Source organism: Myceligenerans pegani, from assembly GCF_014892515.1.
GTDB lineage: Bacteria > Actinomycetota > Actinomycetes > Actinomycetales > Cellulomonadaceae > Myceligenerans > Myceligenerans pegani.
Map to the genome: position 1 here is coordinate 47,826 of NZ_JADBGR010000104.1, position 15,534 is coordinate 63,359.

The 15,534-nt window shown below is 72.4% G+C and carries 12 protein-coding genes and 1 tRNA gene; 8 read left to right on the top strand and 5 right to left on the bottom strand.

What is annotated here, in order from left to right:
• Positions 1 to 112 precede the first annotated feature (112 nt).
• Both IIE03_RS18170 and IIE03_RS18175 read left to right on the top strand, forming a co-directional pair.
• Positions 113 to 433: a PadR family transcriptional regulator gene (locus IIE03_RS18170; RefSeq protein WP_192864177.1), complete on the top strand. Its 321-nt coding sequence runs from the start codon at positions 113 to 115 to the stop codon at positions 431 to 433.
• A gap of 73 nt (positions 434 to 506) precedes the next feature.
• Positions 507 to 1,136, top strand: coding sequence for a permease prefix domain 1-containing protein (locus tag IIE03_RS18175; RefSeq protein ID WP_192864178.1), 630 nt, complete (start codon positions 507 to 509; stop codon positions 1,134 to 1,136).
• Between the two features lie 24 nt (positions 1,137 to 1,160).
• Here IIE03_RS18175 and IIE03_RS18180 read toward each other — a convergent pair whose 3' ends face one another.
• Positions 1,161 to 2,282, bottom strand: a complete 1,122-nt coding sequence (locus tag IIE03_RS18180) for a DUF418 domain-containing protein (protein WP_192864179.1) — start codon at positions 2,280 to 2,282, stop codon at positions 1,161 to 1,163.
• A 270-nt stretch (positions 2,283 to 2,552) separates the two neighbouring features.
• Here IIE03_RS18180 and IIE03_RS18185 point away from each other — a divergent pair.
• Positions 2,553 to 2,625, top strand: a tRNA-Ala gene (locus tag IIE03_RS18185).
• Positions 2,626 to 2,768: 143 nt separating this feature from the next.
• Here the strand turns inward: IIE03_RS18185 and IIE03_RS18190 are convergent.
• A complete protein-coding gene (locus IIE03_RS18190; protein ID WP_318843060.1) occupies positions 2,769 to 4,679 on the bottom strand; it encodes a metallophosphoesterase family protein in 1,911 nt (636 codons plus the stop codon).
• Positions 4,680 to 4,821: 142 nt separating this feature from the next.
• On the bottom strand, positions 4,822 to 8,103 hold the full coding sequence (locus IIE03_RS18195) for a S8 family serine peptidase (protein ID WP_192864180.1): 3,282 nt from the start codon (positions 8,101 to 8,103) through the stop codon (positions 4,822 to 4,824).
• 361 nt (positions 8,104 to 8,464) lie between these two features.
• On the opposite strand from IIE03_RS18195, the gene IIE03_RS18200 reads away from it, so the two are divergent.
• The 5 genes from IIE03_RS18200 (at position 8,465) to IIE03_RS18220 (ending at position 13,536) form a co-directional block, all read left to right on the top strand.
• Positions 8,465 to 8,908, top strand: a complete 444-nt coding sequence (locus IIE03_RS18200) for a MarR family winged helix-turn-helix transcriptional regulator (protein WP_192864181.1) — start codon at positions 8,465 to 8,467, stop codon at positions 8,906 to 8,908.
• 13 nt (positions 8,909 to 8,921) lie between these two features.
• The gene (locus tag IIE03_RS18205) at positions 8,922 to 9,779 is read left to right on the top strand and encodes a haloalkane dehalogenase (RefSeq protein WP_192864182.1); all 858 of its coding nucleotides are present in this window, start codon (positions 8,922 to 8,924) and stop codon (positions 9,777 to 9,779) included.
• 192 nt (positions 9,780 to 9,971) lie between these two features.
• Positions 9,972 to 12,185, top strand: a complete 2,214-nt coding sequence (locus IIE03_RS18210) for a heavy metal translocating P-type ATPase (RefSeq protein ID WP_192864183.1) — start codon at positions 9,972 to 9,974, stop codon at positions 12,183 to 12,185.
• Between the two features lie 129 nt (positions 12,186 to 12,314).
• Positions 12,315 to 13,073 (top strand): polysaccharide deacetylase family protein, encoded by a 759-nt coding sequence (locus IIE03_RS18215; RefSeq protein ID WP_192864184.1) that lies wholly within the window; start codon positions 12,315 to 12,317, stop codon positions 13,071 to 13,073.
• Positions 13,074 to 13,236: 163 nt separating this feature from the next.
• The gene (locus IIE03_RS18220; protein ID WP_192864185.1) at positions 13,237 to 13,536 is read left to right on the top strand and encodes a DUF3175 domain-containing protein; all 300 of its coding nucleotides are present in this window, start codon (positions 13,237 to 13,239) and stop codon (positions 13,534 to 13,536) included.
• 51 nt (positions 13,537 to 13,587) lie between these two features.
• Here IIE03_RS18220 and IIE03_RS18225 read toward each other — a convergent pair whose 3' ends face one another.
• Both IIE03_RS18225 and IIE03_RS18230 read right to left on the bottom strand, forming a co-directional pair.
• Positions 13,588 to 14,754: a hypothetical protein gene (locus IIE03_RS18225; protein ID WP_192864186.1), complete on the bottom strand. Its 1,167-nt coding sequence runs from the start codon at positions 14,752 to 14,754 to the stop codon at positions 13,588 to 13,590.
• Positions 14,751 to 15,533, bottom strand: a complete 783-nt coding sequence (locus IIE03_RS18230) for an IclR family transcriptional regulator (RefSeq protein WP_318843061.1) — start codon at positions 15,531 to 15,533, stop codon at positions 14,751 to 14,753. The genes IIE03_RS18225 and IIE03_RS18230 overlap by 4 nt, the downstream gene beginning before the upstream one ends.
• Position 15,534: the final 1 nt, after the last annotated feature.

The following is a 15,534-nucleotide window of genomic DNA, read 5'->3' on the forward strand; positions in this document are numbered from 1 at the left end:
GCTACCAGCTGCGCCACAGCCCCAGAGCCCACGTGAGCGGGCCCCGCAAGCATACGCAGCGCCGGGCACACCCGCCAAATTCGCACCCAGGATCAACTAGTAGCCTGCCTACATGAAGGCCGACGCGCTCCGCGGGCACCTCGACTCCCTGATCCTGGCCGTCGTCGAGGACGAGCCGTTGCACGGGTACGCGATCATCGAGGCGCTGAGCGCGCGCAGCGGCGGCGAGCTCGGGCTTCCCACCGGAACCGTGTACCCGGCGCTCCGGCGGCTGGAGCGGGCGGGCTACCTCGACAGCGCCTGGTCCACCGTGGGCGGGCGGCGTCGTCGCACCTATTCGCTGTCGCACGCCGGGACGAAGGCGCTGGCGCGGCACCGCGAGGAGTGGCGCACTTTCTCGGCGGTCGTCGGCCGGGTGCTCGGTGAGGCGTGATCCGGAGGATCTCGGCGTCGAACCAGGGGCAACCCTGATGCGGTCGCGCCCGCGAGCCACAACCATGGACGGCGTGTCCGCCGTTACCGCCTACCTGGCCGATCTCGAGCACGCGCTCGTCGGCCCCTCGCGCGTTCGTCGCGACCTCGTGCAGGAGGCCGCCGACCACCTCGAGGACGCGACCGCGGCCTACGTTCGCGCCGGGTGCGACGAGCGCCGGGCCGCCGAGCGTGCCGTCGTCGACTTCGGAACGGTCGACGACGTCGCGCCCGGCTTCCAGGCGACGCTGGCGGTCTCGTCGGCGCGTCGCACCGCGATGCTGCTCCTCGCCTTCATGGTGGTCCAGCCGTTCGCCTGGGACGGACCGTTGATCTCGACCGGTGCCCCGACGCCGGGCGGCGCCGTGTACGCGGCTCTCGACAGCGCCGTCGAGGCGACGGGGACGGTGATGATCGCGGTGGCGGCGCTGCTGCTCGTCGTCACCGGGATCGGCGGACGATGGTTCGACGCCGGCCGCCGGGCCGCGCTCGTGACCGCCGGGTTCGCCATGGTCTCGTCGGTGGTGCTGGTGGGCATCGGCGCGACGACGACCGCCGTGGGGGCCGGGCCGGACCCGAACAGCTGGCTGGTGCTCGGAGTCGTCGTGGGACTTCCCATGGCGGCCGTCGCCGTGTCGGCGCGCCGCACTCTCGCGACCTGCTGAACCGTGTTCGAGCCGCCCTGCCGGTCAGCCGCTGAGCCGCCGCAGCAGCACCTCGGCCGGCCCCCGATGTCCCGCCCGGTGCAGCCAGTACGCGCCCGCCAGCGAGACCAGCCACGTCCCGAACGCGATTCCGGCGGCCCCCACATACCGGACCTCGCCGCCGAGCCCGAGCGCGAACGGCGCCATCAGGCCGACGAACGCCACCGACTGGAACAGGTAGAACGTCAGCGACCGCTGCCCCAGCGCCTGGACCGCCACGACCACGGGATGCGCGGGCACGGGGACGCGGAGCGCCGCCAGACCGATGAGCGCGGCCGCACCCACGCCGCCCGCGTACCCCGTGACCCCGTGCACCACCGCCGCGACCCCGGCCACGACCGCCGTCGGCCCCTGCCAGAAACCGGCCTCCATCAGCGCGAACGGCACGCCGCCCAGCACCGACACGCCGAGCCCCAGCGCGGCCGTCCGGGTCAGGAGCGTGCGGTGGCGGTGCGGCTCCTCCAGGATCCGGCGCCGTGCCGCCCAGATGCCCAGCAGTACTCCGGGCAGCACCTGCCACGTCATGAAGGTCGCCATGCGCAGCCACTCCAGGACGCGGTCCCACGGCGTGAAGATCGGGCTGTCCGCGCCGATCACCAGGGTGAACCCCTCGGTCGCCGAGAGCGCGCCGTAGACGGCGAACGCCATCGCCACGCCGGCGAGGGCGAGTCGGAGCACCTGGAGCAGGCGTGCGTCGGACCAGGTGAGCGCTCCGGCGAGGATCAGGCTCGCGATCCCGTACATCGTCAGCACGTCGTAGAACAGCAGCATGACGTGCAGCAGACCGAGCAGGAGCAGCCACAGGCCCCGCCGCCGCACGAGACGGCGTACCGCATCCCAGCTCTCGCCCCGGCCGCGGCAGCGCAGCGCGAGCTGGGCGAGGCCGTAGCCGAACAGGAGGACGAACATCGGGCGGGCCCGATGGTTCACGAACACGTCCTCGAGGAACACCGTCACGCGGTCGCCGAGGCCGAGCGCACGAACGCCGTCGACCGCGTACAGCAGCAGACACGAGTGGGCGAGCGCGATCGAGAGGAGCATCAGTCCGCGCGCCAGGTCCGGCGCGGGAGCGCGGGCGGGAACGCGTGCGCGAGCGCTGAGCAGCACCTACGACCGGTCCGCTGACGCCACGAGGCCGCGGGCCGTCGGTCTGCGGTGGGGCATGAACATGGTTCCTCCGGATCGGCGGTGGTCAGGCGGGCGCGGCAGAAACTCGCACACCCAACCAGGTCCTGGTGAACGGCGCGGGCCGGGCGGGTGAACCCGCGGGACTGGCCCGATGCACAGTGACGAGGCCCACGCGGTGGGATTCCGGATTCGATTTGGCGGGTGTGCCCGGCGCTGCGTATGCTTGCGGGGCCCGCTCACGTGGGCTCTGGGGCTGTGGCGCAGCTGGTAGCGCACCTGCATGGCATGCAGGGGGTCAGGGGTTCGAGTCCCCTCAGCTCCACGAGACGGTGGACGGCGTGTGCTCTCCGATGGAGAGCCACGCCGTCTCGTCATTTCTTGTGGGGGCGCAGCCCCCACGCCCCGCCCGGGGCTTTGCCCCGGACCCCCACCTGGGTGGCGGGTTCAGATCAGTTCGCTCCCCGGTCAGTTGCGGTGGGCGTGCCCTCGGCAGGCGTTGTCGGCCACCACCTCGCCGTCGGCCGTCAGGTCCAGCGTGACGACGTCGTCGTAGACGCGCCGCTCGGTGCCAGTGACGTCGTACTCGGCGTCCATCAGCGGGAACAGGTAGACCGGCGTCAAGGTCAGCTCGGAGCCGCATCGGGTGCGCCGCAGGTCCAGCTGCAGGTGGCCGTAGTGCAGGCCGCCGTCGATCAGCCGCGGGTCGCCGTTCGCGCCGGTCTCCCACCGCTCGGGTTCGTCCACCGCGGCCGACCACTCGGAGTGGGTGTTGAACCGGATCGGCTCGTAGGTGCCGTCTCCCGTCCTGTGCAGCTGCTCACCGCGCAGCCCGTCCGCGGCGACGCCCACGTCGTAGACCTGCACGCCCACGCCGTCGCCGTTGGAGTCGACGAGGGACCGCTCGAACATCTCGTCGTGCCCGCTGATCACCGCGGTCACGCCGTACTCCTCGAACATCGGGGTCCAGGCGCGCATCGCGACGCCGGACTGGTTGTCGGCGAACTCGTGGTTGGGCGGGGTGCCGTGCACGCCGCTGGAGTAGGCCGCGTGGTGGAACTGCACGATGATCACCTGACCCTGTGCGCGGGCGTCGGCGAGTTGCGCCCTGGCCCACTCCCACTGCGCGCTGCCCTCGCCGATGTCCGGCAGGTCGGGCTCGCCGGCGTCGGTGCCGTACACGTCCGCGAAGGCGGTGGCGTACTCCTCGGCCGTGAACGAGCCCTGGGTGTCGGTCGACATCCGCTCCGGGGAGAGGTTCGTGTCGTCGCCGGAGAACACCTCGCCGGAGAGCATCCCGGTGGCGGTGTTCTCGTCGGGCAGCCCGTTGGTGGAGTCGAGCGTGAGGATCGTGACCGGGCCGTGGTCGAGGCGGTAGTAGGAGTCGCGCACCTGCGGGCTCGCCGGATCGCCCGGAGTGACCATGTAGTCGAGGTAGCGGTTGCGTGAGACCACCACCGGGGTGCGGTCCTCCGGGGTGCCGTACCCGCCGCTGATGCCGGCGTACGTCTCCCAGTTGCCCAGTGCGGTCACGAGCGGGACGTTCGAGGCGAGATCGCCGGACTCGCCGGCGAAGTGCCGCCAGAACTCGTCCCAGGCGGGCTGATAGCCGGAGCCCTGCACGAGGTCACCGGCGATCAGCATCAGGTCCGGGTCCTGCTCGGCGATGGTGGCGATGTTCGCGTCGAGCGCGTCGGCCTGGGTCAGCGGATAGCGCACCAGCTCCTCGCCGTAGCGCACGGCGGTTCCGTAGCGTTCCGCCCACAGGGAGTCGACGCCGGGCCGGTCGGCCGATCCCTCCGCCAGGCCGGCCCATGCCGTCTCCCACTCGCGGTTCTCGAATCGGCCGGCGGGTTCGGTCTCCGTGTCGGCGAAGGCCACCAGCCGCACGTGCTTCCACCGGCCCGCGTCCGGGGCCGTGGCGAACGTCGCGGTGTGCTTCACGCCGTCCTGGGTGACGGTGTAGCGGTAGGTCTTGCCCGCCTTCAGGCCGTCGATCCGCACCACGTGCTGGTAGTTGCTGTCGGAGTGGAGCCAGGATCCCTGGTCCAGTCCGTCGATGCGCTCGCCGAGCTCGGCGTCGGAGTACTCCATCAGGCCCAGATACCGCGGGTCGCTGGCGAAGGTCCGTCGTCCGATGCCGGGGCCGACGACGGTCACCCTGCCGGAGGTGTCGAGCTCGCTGATCCACACGAGCGTCATCGAGTCCGACGACGGCGCCTGCAGATAGGGCAGCACCCGGAAGCCCGGCTGGGGTGCCGCGGGCGAGGACCCTGCCGAAGGCAGCGGCGTCCCACCGGGCGGCGAGGCGACCGCGGGACCGGCCAGGACGGTGGTGGCAGACAGAGCGAGCAGCATCGCGGCGGTTTTTCGGCGCACAGTGACTCCTTCGGGTGATGCGCTCATCGTCGAGGGACGACGTGACTCCGTCATGGCCGGGTGGTGTTGTGGAGGTGAAACACTCCGGGCCGGACGCCCAGGCACTCGCGTGACCTGGGCGTCCGGCGTCGCGGGTTCTCGGTCAGTCGACGGCGTACGCCCGGACGACCGTCTTGGTCACGGTCGCGCCCGCCGCGTCCCACGCCTCGACCCTGAGCGAGACGTGCTCGGTACCGGCCGGTGCCCTGACCGGCGCGGCGTAGGTGCCGTCACCGATCCGCAGAGCCTTCGTCCGGTGCCACGTGTCGCCGTCGTCGGCCGACCACCACAGGCGGGCGCCCTTGACCTCCGACGTGTCGTACGCGCCGTCCTGGTGGTCCGCCCGGACCCGCACCCACGTGGTCCCGGGTGCGGAGCCCGACAGGTCGAGCCCGCGCACGTCCCACGTGGTGTCGAGCAGCGGCGGGCGGGCGTCGTCGGCGACGTCGGAACGCGCGCGGAAGGTCCATTCGCCGGTCACGCTCGTGGCGAGCCGGTAGGCGGGGTCGTCCGGTGTGCTCTCGAGCAGCATCCGGTAGTCCGCCCCGCCCTCGGGGACGGTCGGGAACGCGTAGGGCTCCGGGACGTCCTCGATCAGTTCGCCGTCCTGCCAGACGCGCAGGCGTTCCACGATGTCCGAACCCCACAGCACGCCGCCGTTGTCGTCGACCCGGCCGGACGGGGTGAGCCAGAGATCACTGCCCCACTGCATGACCGGCGTGATCGGCGAGTTGCCGGGCGCCAGCACACCCGCGGCGAGTCCCTGCCGGTCCCGGCCCGGCGTGTCCCAGCTGCGCCGGGTGCTCTCCGCGAGCACCACGCCCACGCCGTCCTCCTGGATCTCGGACCGCAGGAGCCATTCCCCGGGCCCGGCGGTCACGTACTCGGTACGGCGAGTGCCGACGGGGACGGGGTCCGCCGCGGCGGCGACGACGATGCTGCCGGGGTGCCAGTACAGGCGCTGGGCGAGGTGCGTGTCGCCGACCGAGGCGCCGTAGGTGGTCTCGACCGCGACGGTCGTGCGGTCGTCACCCCGCAGCGCGGGAACCTCGACGCCCTCGCTGTGGTGGGCGAGGTCGTAGCGGTAGGCCGCGGCCTCGTCGCCCGTGGTCGGCGCCAGCAGCGTCGCCTGGACGAGGGCGTCGTAGTCGCCGTGGCTCGCCGCCGGAACCGGCGTCAGCGCGACGTCGGTCCCCGGACCGTAGGTCACGTTGACGCCCGCGGAGGCCGCCTCCGCCGAGTCCTCGACGTCCACGTCGATGCCCAGCGTCGCCGGTTCGGCGGGACGGTGCGTCAAGGTGGTGATCTCCTCGGCCGTCGTCCCGTCCAGGAGCACCTCGACGTCGGACGTGGCGTCGACCTCGCCGCTCCCGAGGAACAGCGCGTCCGTGACCTCGCCGTCCTCACCGAACGTCTCGAGGTACACCATCGGGCTGTACACGCCGGGGATCACGCGCGCCGTGGCGACGCCGTCCTCGAACGTGAGGCCCGTGCCGAACACCCCGCCGTGCTCGGGGTCCAGCTTGATCGCCGCGCCCCACGTGTCCGCGGGTACGGATCGGCCGTTCCGGTCGACGGCGCGCACCGTCAGGTCCACGTACTCGCGCTCCTTCGCCCAGCCGACCGGCGTGCGCACCGTCTCGCCGTCGGCTCCGGTCGCGACGAGCGTCCCGCCGATCGCGCCGATCGCGCCCGGCCCGTCGGCCACGGTCACGTCGACCGACACGGTCCCGCCGGCCGGGACGACGACGGAGTCGGCCGACAGCGTGACCGCGTCGTCCACCGAGGCGCCTGCTGCGTCCCTGACGTCGGTCGCAAGGGTGAGCGCGACGTCGTCGGCCCCCGCGTTCGTGTACGTCACGGTGCCGGAGGCCGATTCGCCGTCGTGCGGCCAGGTGAAGGTGCCGAACGAGACCGACGGCGTGGCGGCGACCTGCTGCGCGATGGCGCCGGGGACCGTGATCCGTCCCGCGCCCTCGGACCAGACGTCCGCGCCCGTGGGTTCGGCGGACCCCATCAGGGCGGACTTGAGGGCGGTCGCGTCGAGGTCCGGCCGGGCCTGCTTGAGCACCGCGGCCGCGCCCGCGACGTGCGGGGCCGCCATGGAGGTGCCGCTCTCCGCGACGTGCAGGTCGTCGACGATCACGCCCATCGTCGTGCCCTCCGCCCGTGCGGCGACGATCCCGTCGCCCGGCGCGACGACGTCGGGCTTGAGCAGCCCGGCGTCGGCGCCGCCGCGGCTGGAGTAGGGGGTCACGGTGTCGGCGTCGTCGACGGCGCCCACCGTGAGGGCCGACGCGGCGATGCCGGGCGAGCCCACGCTGCCCTGGCCGAGTTCGCCGAAGTTGCCCGCGGCCACCACGAACAGCGTGCCGTACTGCTCGGTCAGCTCGTCCACCGCGACCGCGTCCGGGGACGGGACGTCGAAGAACAGGCTGCCCAGCGACAGGTTCACGACGTCGGCGCCCTCCGCGGCCGCCCATTCCATGCCGTCGATGACGTCCGATGTCTCGCCGTAGCCGTCGTCGTCCAGGACCTTGCCGACCAGCAGGTCGGCGTCCGGGGCGACGCCCCGGTTCGCGCCGTCCGACGCCTCGCCCGACCCCGTCAGGATCGAGGCGACGTGCGTGCCGTGGCCGTGGCCGTCGGTCACGTCGCCCTTGCCGGTGAAGTCCCGCTCGCCGGCCACCACGTCGTCGAGGTCGGGGTGCGTCGCGTCGATGCCCGAGTCGAGCACGGCGACCGTGACGCCCTCGCCCGTGAACCCCGCCTCCCACGCCTCGGGGGCGCCGATCTGCGGCGTCGAGTCCGCGTCCGACGCCCGGACCGGCTGGTCCAGCCAGACGTACCCGACGCCGTCGGGGGCGGCACGCTTCGTGGAGACGTCCGTGCCGGCCGGCTCCCCGGCCGGCGCGAGGGCGTCGAGCAGCTTCGTCGCCCGGCCCTTCGGCAGGACGTCGGCCACGGCTCCGACCGACTCCAGTTCCATGTCGGGCGTGATGCCCGACGACGCCCAGTCGTGCTTGGCCGGCGCCGCGACGCGGGCGCTGTCGTCCGGAGAGCCGGCCGTGTCGGCGCCGGCGACGGCCGCGGTGCCTTCGGCCGTCGCCGCGGCGGCCGCCGCGGTCTGGACGATCACGGGCAGCGAGTCGCGCGAGGCGTCGTCGTACCCGGCCTCGACCAGGCCGGTCACGTCGAACAGCGCGCGGTCCAGGCGGCCGGGCACGAGCGGTGCGACGTCGCGCGGGATGACGTAGAGATGGTCCCCCTCACGCTGCTGGAAGAAGGCCATGTGTTCGCGGCCGGGGCCGGGCCGCACCGTCGCCGTGACCGAGCCGTCGGTCGCGGTCCGCACGGTGACGACGTCGCCCGTCAGCAGCGTCACGGACGCGGGACGATCCTGCGCCGCGGTCCCCGGCCGGCCTTGTCCGAGATGTGGTACCGGTGTGTCCTGCGGAACGACCGCGGTCGCCCACGTCCCCCCGCCCAGTGCGATCGCCATCGCGACCGCCGCTGCACTTGCTCTCCTGCGCATCGGGTCTCCCGTCCGGTTCGAGCGCGCCGCCTGTGCGGCGCCATGCCAACCAGACGCAGCAGACCCGCCGGGAGGTTGCATGCGGCCCGGACGACGTCGGTCGCTCAGCCGGGCGTGCCCGCCGAGAACGCGCACTTCACGGGCGCTCGCTTGCGTGCTCGCGACGATCAGATAGTAGCCATGTACTTAGTAGCCATGTACAGTATCTCGTATGAACGGGAAACCCACACCGGGCGCGTTGGTCTGGCGGCTGTCGATGAAGTGGCGGGTCGCCGTCGACCGCGCCCTGGCGCCACTCGGCCTGACGCATGCGCAGTACGTGCTGCTGTCCTCGCTGTACGGCATGGCGGGAGCCGGGAAGTGGCCGAGCCAGCGAGAACTGGCCGACCACACCGGTCTCGAGGCGCTGTATGTGTCGAAGCTGGCGCGTGCCCTCGAGGGCGACGGCCTGGTCGAGCGCACCCGGGACCCGGCGGACACCCGCACGGTGCGGCTCGCTCTCACCGACCGCGGACGGGAGGTCGTCACCCCGGCCCTCGCCGAGGTGCGGGTGCTGCTCGACCGGCTTCTCGCTCCGTTGGGCGGCCGCGGCAGCGACCGCACGGCGGCCTTCGTTCGCGACCTGACGACATTGCTCGACGCTCCACTCGACTGACCAGGAGGCGGAAATGCCCGAGATCAACGTGCTCGACTCGACCATCCACAACGAGGACTCCGGCAGCGGCACGACCTTCGTGCTCCTGCACGGAAATCCCAGCTCCTCGTACGCGTGGCGGAACGTCGCCCCGCACCTCGGTGCGGGGCGGATGCTCGCCCCCGACCTCATCGGAATGGGCAGTTCCGGTAAGCCCGACATCGCCTACACCTTCGCTGATCACGCCCGGTACCTCGACGCCTGGTTCGACGCGCTGCGCCTGGACCAGGTGATTCTCGTCGGCCACGACTGGGGCGGCGCACTCGCCGTCGACTGGGCCGCCCGGCATCCGGAGCGGGTGCGCGGCCTCGCGTTCTTCGAGAGCATCGTCAAGCCCATGGCGTGGGACGAGTTGTCGCCACCGGCACGCAAGCGTGTCGAGACCTTCCGCACGCCCGCCGGTGAGGAACTGGTCCTCGACCAGGACTCGTTCGTCCGCCAGGCGTTCACCGGCGGCGTGCTGAACCCGGTGGACGACCTCGGGCCCTATCTCGCGCCCTTCCCGAACCGCGAGAGCCGCCGGCCGATCCTGGCCTGGGCGCGCCAGATGCCGGTCGGCGGCGAACCCGCGGAGCTCGTCGCCCGTATCGAGGCGTACGACGCGTGGCTCGCGAGCAGCGCGACCACCCCCAAGCTTCTGCTCACCTTCGAGGGCTCGCCGACGTTGCTCATCACCCCGGCGATGGCGGACTGGTGCCGCGAGAACATCGCCGCCCTCGAAGTCGTCCACGTCGGCGAGGCCGGGCACCATGCACAGGAGGACCGGCCCAAGGAGATCGCCACTGCCGTCTCCGACTGGGCGGACCGGCACGGGCTCCGGGGTCAGGCCTGAGATCGGTGACGGATTCGCCGATGGTTGACGGGAATACCTGCGCCGGGTACATGTTGGTTCCTATACCCTGTGGGGGTATCGATCTTCGAGGAGAGGAGAGATCATGAGCACGAGCGAGTACCGGGTGCCGGGCGTGAGCCGCGGACACCGCGAGGTCGTGGCGGATGCCGGATACCGGGCGGCAGCGGTCCGATGAGCACCACGGGCGGGCACGATCACGACCATCACGTGACGGCGGGTGAAGGCGGGCCCACGCCTCGCGAGCACGGCGTCGCCGGGCTCGACGGGCACGGTGCTGCGGGGCACGACGGGCACGGTGCTGCCGGGCATGCCGGGCCTGACGCACACATGAGCCATGGCGACCACGCGGGTCACGGCGACCACGGAGACCACGTCGGCCAGTTCCGGAACCTGTTCTGGGTCATGCTGCTCATCGCGATCCCCACCGTGGCTCTGTCGGGGATGTTCGCCATGATCCTCGGTTACACGCTGCCCGATGTCCCCGGCCTGACCTGGATACCTCCGGTCCTCGGGACCGTGATGTACGTGTGGGGAGGCAGGCCGTTCCTCGTCGGCGCGGTCGCTGAGATCCGCACTCGCAGGCCGGGGATGATGCTGCTCATCGGCCTCGCGATCACGGTCGCGTTCATCGCGTCGTGGGGCGCGAACCTGGGCGTGCTGGACCACGAGCTCGATTTCTGGTGGGAACTGGCGCTGCTGATCGTGATCATGCTGCTCGGGCACTGGATCGAGATGCGATCGCTCGCGCAGACGACCTCGGCCCTGGACTCGCTGGCGGCCCTCCTGCCCGACGAGGCCGAGCGCGTCGAGGACGGGCGGACCGTCACCGTCTCACCGGCCGACCTCGTGGTCGGCGACGTGGTCGTCGTCCGCCCTGGCGGCAGCGTTCCCGCCGACGGGCGGGTCGTCGACGGCCGCGCCTCGATGGACGAGTCCATGGTCACGGGCGAGTCCCGCACGGTCGCCCGCGGTCCGGGCGACATGGTCACCGCGGGCACCGTCGCGACCGACTCCGGGCTGCGCATCGAGATCACCGCGACCGGGGACGACACCACTCTCGCCGGGATCCGGCGTCTGGTCACGGAGGCGCAGAACTCCTCCTCCCGGGCACAGCGTCTGGCCGACACCGCCGCCGGGTGGCTGTTCTGGTTCGCCCTCGGCGCCGCCGCGGTCACCGCGATCACCTGGTCCCTCGTCGGGTCTCCCGACCAGGCGGTCGTCCGCACCATCACGGTTCTCGTGATCGCCTGCCCGCACGCGCTGGGTCTTGCCATTCCGCTCGTGGTCTCCATCGCGACCGAGCGTGCCGCCCGCGGCGGCGTGCTCGTCAAGGACCGGCTCGCGCTGGAGAGCATGCGTACGGTCGACACCGTCCTGTTCGACAAGACCGGCACCCTCACCAAGGGCATGCCGACCGTCTCGGACGTGTCGGCCGCCGGCGGGATCGAACCGGATCGGCTGCTGACGCTGGCCGCGGCCGCCGAGGCGGACAGCGAGCACCCGCTCGCGAGAGCGATCGTCCGCGCGGCCGCGCAGAAGCACCTGACCGTACCCGCGAGCAGCGACTTCAGCTCCTCGCCCGCGGTCGGCGTCACCGCGACCGTCGAGGGTACGACGGTCCGCGTCGGCGGCCCTCACCTGCTCGCCGAGGAAGGAGCCGAGGAACTTCCTGTCACCGCCCGGTGGCGCGCCGGCGGCGGGATCGTCCTCCATGTCCTCCAGGACGACCGCGTGGTCGGCGCGCTCCAGCTCACCGACGAGATCCGCGCGGAGTCCCGGCAGGCCGTCGACGCGTTGCACGACCAGGGCGTACAGGTCGTGATGATCACCGGCGACGCCGAGGCTGTCGCCGGCACCGTCGCACGCGACCTCGGCATCGACCGGTACTTCGCCGGTGTCCGCCCGGAGGACAAGGCGGCGAAGGTCCAGGAGCTCCAGGGCGAGGGCCGCAAGGTCGCGATGGTCGGCGACGGCGTCAACGACGCCCCCGCGCTGGCCCAGGCCGACGTCGGACTGGCGATCGGTGCCGGCACCGATGTCGCCATCGCGTCGGCCGGCGTCATCCTCGCCGGCGACGACCCGCGTTCGGTGCTGTCCGTGATCGAACTGTCCCGGGCCGCCTACGGGAAGATGAAGCAGAACCTCTGGTGGGCCGCCGGCTACAACCTCATCTCCGTGCCACTGGCAGCCGGCGTCCTCGCGCCCATCGGATTCGTGCTCCCGATGTCCGTCGGCGCGATCCTGATGTCGCTGTCCACCGTCGTCGTCGCCCTCAACGCGCAACTCCTGCGCCGCCTCGACCTCCGGCCCGAGACCGCTACCCACGCCGTCCTCGACCGATCGCCGGAACCGGCATCGGCTCGCGGAACCGCGACGCATCGCTAGCCGATGCCACGACGCCCGGGGCGAGGGACACGCACCTCGCCCCGGGCGCCGCAGGGTGGGACACGGATTGCGACGAGACCGTGACACGGCGACGACGGCGCCGATGAACGGCCTCGGGACGCTGACGGCATGCGCAAGGCACATGCCCTATCGGCTCACCACAGGAATCGGCTGCTCGCCGGCGGCGCTCTCGCCGCCCTGCTCACCGTCGCCACGCTCGTCACGGCGACGGTCACCTGCCTGCCCGGCACCGTACCCTCGGACGACGTCGGGGACGGTCCCGTCCCGGAGGCCGACGGGGCGTCGTCGCACCATGTTCCCGTCGTCCACCGGGTGGACACCGGCGAGCCGGTCGTCTTCGTCACCATCGACGACGGACTCCACGCCGGCGGCGAGGCCCTCGACGTCGTCCGCGAGCACGACATCCCTGTCTCGTTGTTCCTCAACGAGGGCCCCGTCGCCGACGACGCCTCGTACTTCGCCGAGTACATCGCGATGGGCAACCACGTTCACTCCCACACGCTGACCCACCAGGAGCTCACGAGGCTCGACGCCGCCCGGCAGACGCACGAGATCTGCGGCATGGTCGACGTTCTCCGCGACCACTACGGCGACACCGGTCACGTGGGCTCGCTGCTGCGGGCCCCCTACGGCGCGTCGAACGAGGACACGGCCGCGGCAGCGCGAGCGTGCGGCCTGGACGCGATCGTCCACTGGAGCGTCACCGCGGAGCACGGCCGGCTCTCCTTCGCCGCCGGCGACGAGCTGCGGCCGGGCGACATCATCCTGACCCACTTCACCGAAGACCTTCCGGACAATCTCGACCGCATCCGCGAGCTCGCCGACGAGGAGGGACTGATCATCGCACGCCTCGAGGACTACCTCTGACGCCGGAAGCGTGCTACGGGTCAGGCCGAGGGCACCTGTTTCATGTGTCCTCCGTCCGCGGAGCGCGATGGTCGACGCGACGGAAAGCACCCCTCCCGCCGACCGAGGCGGGTCGCGGGGCGACAGCCGCCCGCTCGCCGGCGCGGCGTCGTACGGTAGAGGTATGGCCGATCACAAACGGTCGGACGACGGCCGCGAACGCTGGTCCCAGCGGGTGACCGAGGGCAGTGACGCCCTGGACCTGGAGGAGGGCGTCTTCACGTGGAAGGACCCGGCGCGCATCGCCGCGTCCCTCAAACGCTCCGCGGAAGCGAGCGACCGGCGCAAGAGTTCCCCGTACCGCTCGGCGATGTCGATGCTGACCTTCTACGTCAACCGCGCCGGCAAGGACCTGAGCGCCGACCAGAAGAAGATCCTCGAACGCGCCAAGGACGAGCTGCGCAAGCAGTTCGGGCGTGCCTGAGCGCCTGTCCCGGCGAGGCGTTCGGCAGCCACCTCAGCCACCTCAGCCACCTCAGCCACCCAGGGGCGGCGTCCGCGCGCGTGTCCGGAGGGCCCCTGCGCGCTCCACGGCCGTCCCGACCGCGGTGAGGCGCTCCGCCGACAGCAGCCCCAGGTGGTAGAGGTACGCGGCGTCGAGTCCGGCGATCGCACGCGGCCAGGTGTCGGCCACGGCGGCCGGCGTCGTCGGCGGCAGGGCCACGAAGTAGCCGCCGACCTCGGCGGCGGGCACGGCGGCGCGCAGGTCGGCCGCCGTGGCCCCGCCCGCCGTGACGAGGTCCCCCGGGACCACGATCCCGTCGAACAGGTGCGCGTCCTCGAACAGGGCGGCGAACGGTCCCGTGGCCCAGGGGTCGGGCTGGGCGTGCGCGACGACCCGCGGGACCGCCGCGGCGGCCTCCCGGACGGCCGAGGCCAGCGCCTGTCGGACCTGTGCCCGCGTCCCGAGCACCTGCGGTGCGTCGGTGAGGTGGTCCTCCATCGTGCCGTGCCGGCCCGCGGACTCGGCAGCGAGGCCCGCCCGTACCTCGTCCCGCAGGCGTCCGACGTCGGTGCCGGAGCCGTGGAGCCGTTTCCGGCAGGCGTCGCAGAAGCAGATCGACAGCAGGTTCTCCGCGACGGGCGACCAGTCCGCCCCCTGGGTCTTCTCGTGGCGGCCGACGTGCCCCACGCCGAGGGGGCCGCACGCCTCGATCATGAGCCCGTCCGGGTCGGCCGCTCGGACGACTCCCTCGACGACCCGGCGCGCGTAGTCCCTGACCTCGGGGGCCGAGGGGCACAAGGCATAGGGGTACCGCTCGCCGTAGGCGTTCCGCACGGTGAGCCGCGGGTGGCGACTGCCGACGTAGGCGGAGTGGGTCAGGACGACCCACGCCTCGACCCGGAGCCCTGCCGCGCGTGCGACGGCGGCTGCGCGCGGGAACGCGTCCTGGCCCGCCCACGGGGTGGCGGTAGTGGGCCGGAGTGCGGCGCCGTCCCAGATCCGCTCGTCGAGCGACAGGTAGTAGGCGGCGTCCGTGGCGTCGACGAGTGCCCGATGCGGATGCATCGGCGTGGCCGCCCGGACGGAGTGATAGGCGGCGGCGATCACGACGCCGTCGGCGCCGGCCTCGGTGACGCGGCCGGTCGCGCGCGGGTCGTCCAGCAGGTCCCACGGATACGCGCAGAACGTCGTCGTCATCGGACCCCCGCCGCCCGGAGCCTGGATCCCAGCGCGTCCGCTGCGGCGACGACCAGACCCGAGACACGTTCGAGTTCGGCGTCCGTGGCCCGCGAGACCGGGATGGAGCAACTGATGGCGTCGGTGGCGGGAATGCGGTAGCCGTTGGTGGCGGCGACGCAGCAGACGCCCGGGGTGTTCTCTTCGCGTTCGACGGCGAACCGCGCGCGGCGCGTCTCCTCGAGCCGCTCGCCGAGCAGCTGGCGGTCCGTGATGGTCGCGTCGGTCAGCGCCTCGAGCGGCGCGTCCCCCAGGGCTTCCCCGAGTTCGTCGGGGCTGAGTTCGGAGAGCAGTGCCTTGCCGAGGGCGGTCGCGTGGGCGGGCAGGCGGCGTCCGACCCGCGAGGTGGCGCGGTGCGAGTCGCTCGTCTCGCGCGTGGCGAGGTAGAGCACGTGGGCCTGCTCGCGTCGGGCGTAGTGGGTGGTGTACCCGGTTGATTCGCGGAGCGACTCGAGGGTCTCCACCGCCATCGGGAGCGCGGGATCGCGGTCCAGGTAGGACGTCCCCACCACGAGTGCCCGCGATCCGATGGCCACGCTGCCGTCCCCGGCGAACTCGACCCAGCCGGACGCCGCCATCGTGTGCACGAGCTGGTGCAGGCTGGAGCGGGGGATACCCGCCTCGCGGTGCAGGGCCGCGACGGGTACCGGACCCTCGGCGGCGGCCAGGGTCTCGAGGATACGGAGGGTGCGTTCGGCGGATTTCACGGACCGCGCCGTGCGCTCGGTGTGCGTCGTCACG

Excerpts from the sequence above, each read along its gene's own strand:
- IIE03_RS18170 (WP_192864177.1), top strand. The coding sequence starts at position 113 with ATGAAGGCCGACGCGCTCCGCGGGCACCTCGACTCCCTGATCCTGGCC.
- IIE03_RS18200 (WP_192864181.1), top strand. The coding sequence starts at position 8,465 with ATGAACGGGAAACCCACACCGGGCGCGTTGGTCTGGCGGCTGTCGATG.
- IIE03_RS18205 (WP_192864182.1), top strand. The coding sequence starts at position 8,922 with ATGCCCGAGATCAACGTGCTCGACTCGACCATCCACAACGAGGACTCC.
- IIE03_RS18210 (WP_192864183.1), top strand. The coding sequence starts at position 9,972 with ATGAGCACCACGGGCGGGCACGATCACGACCATCACGTGACGGCGGGT.
- IIE03_RS18215 (WP_192864184.1), top strand. The coding sequence starts at position 12,315 with ATGCGCAAGGCACATGCCCTATCGGCTCACCACAGGAATCGGCTGCTC.
- IIE03_RS18220 (WP_192864185.1), top strand. The coding sequence starts at position 13,237 with ATGGCCGATCACAAACGGTCGGACGACGGCCGCGAACGCTGGTCCCAG.
- IIE03_RS18225 (WP_192864186.1), bottom strand. The coding sequence starts at position 14,754 with ATGACGACGACGTTCTGCGCGTATCCGTGGGACCTGCTGGACGACCCG.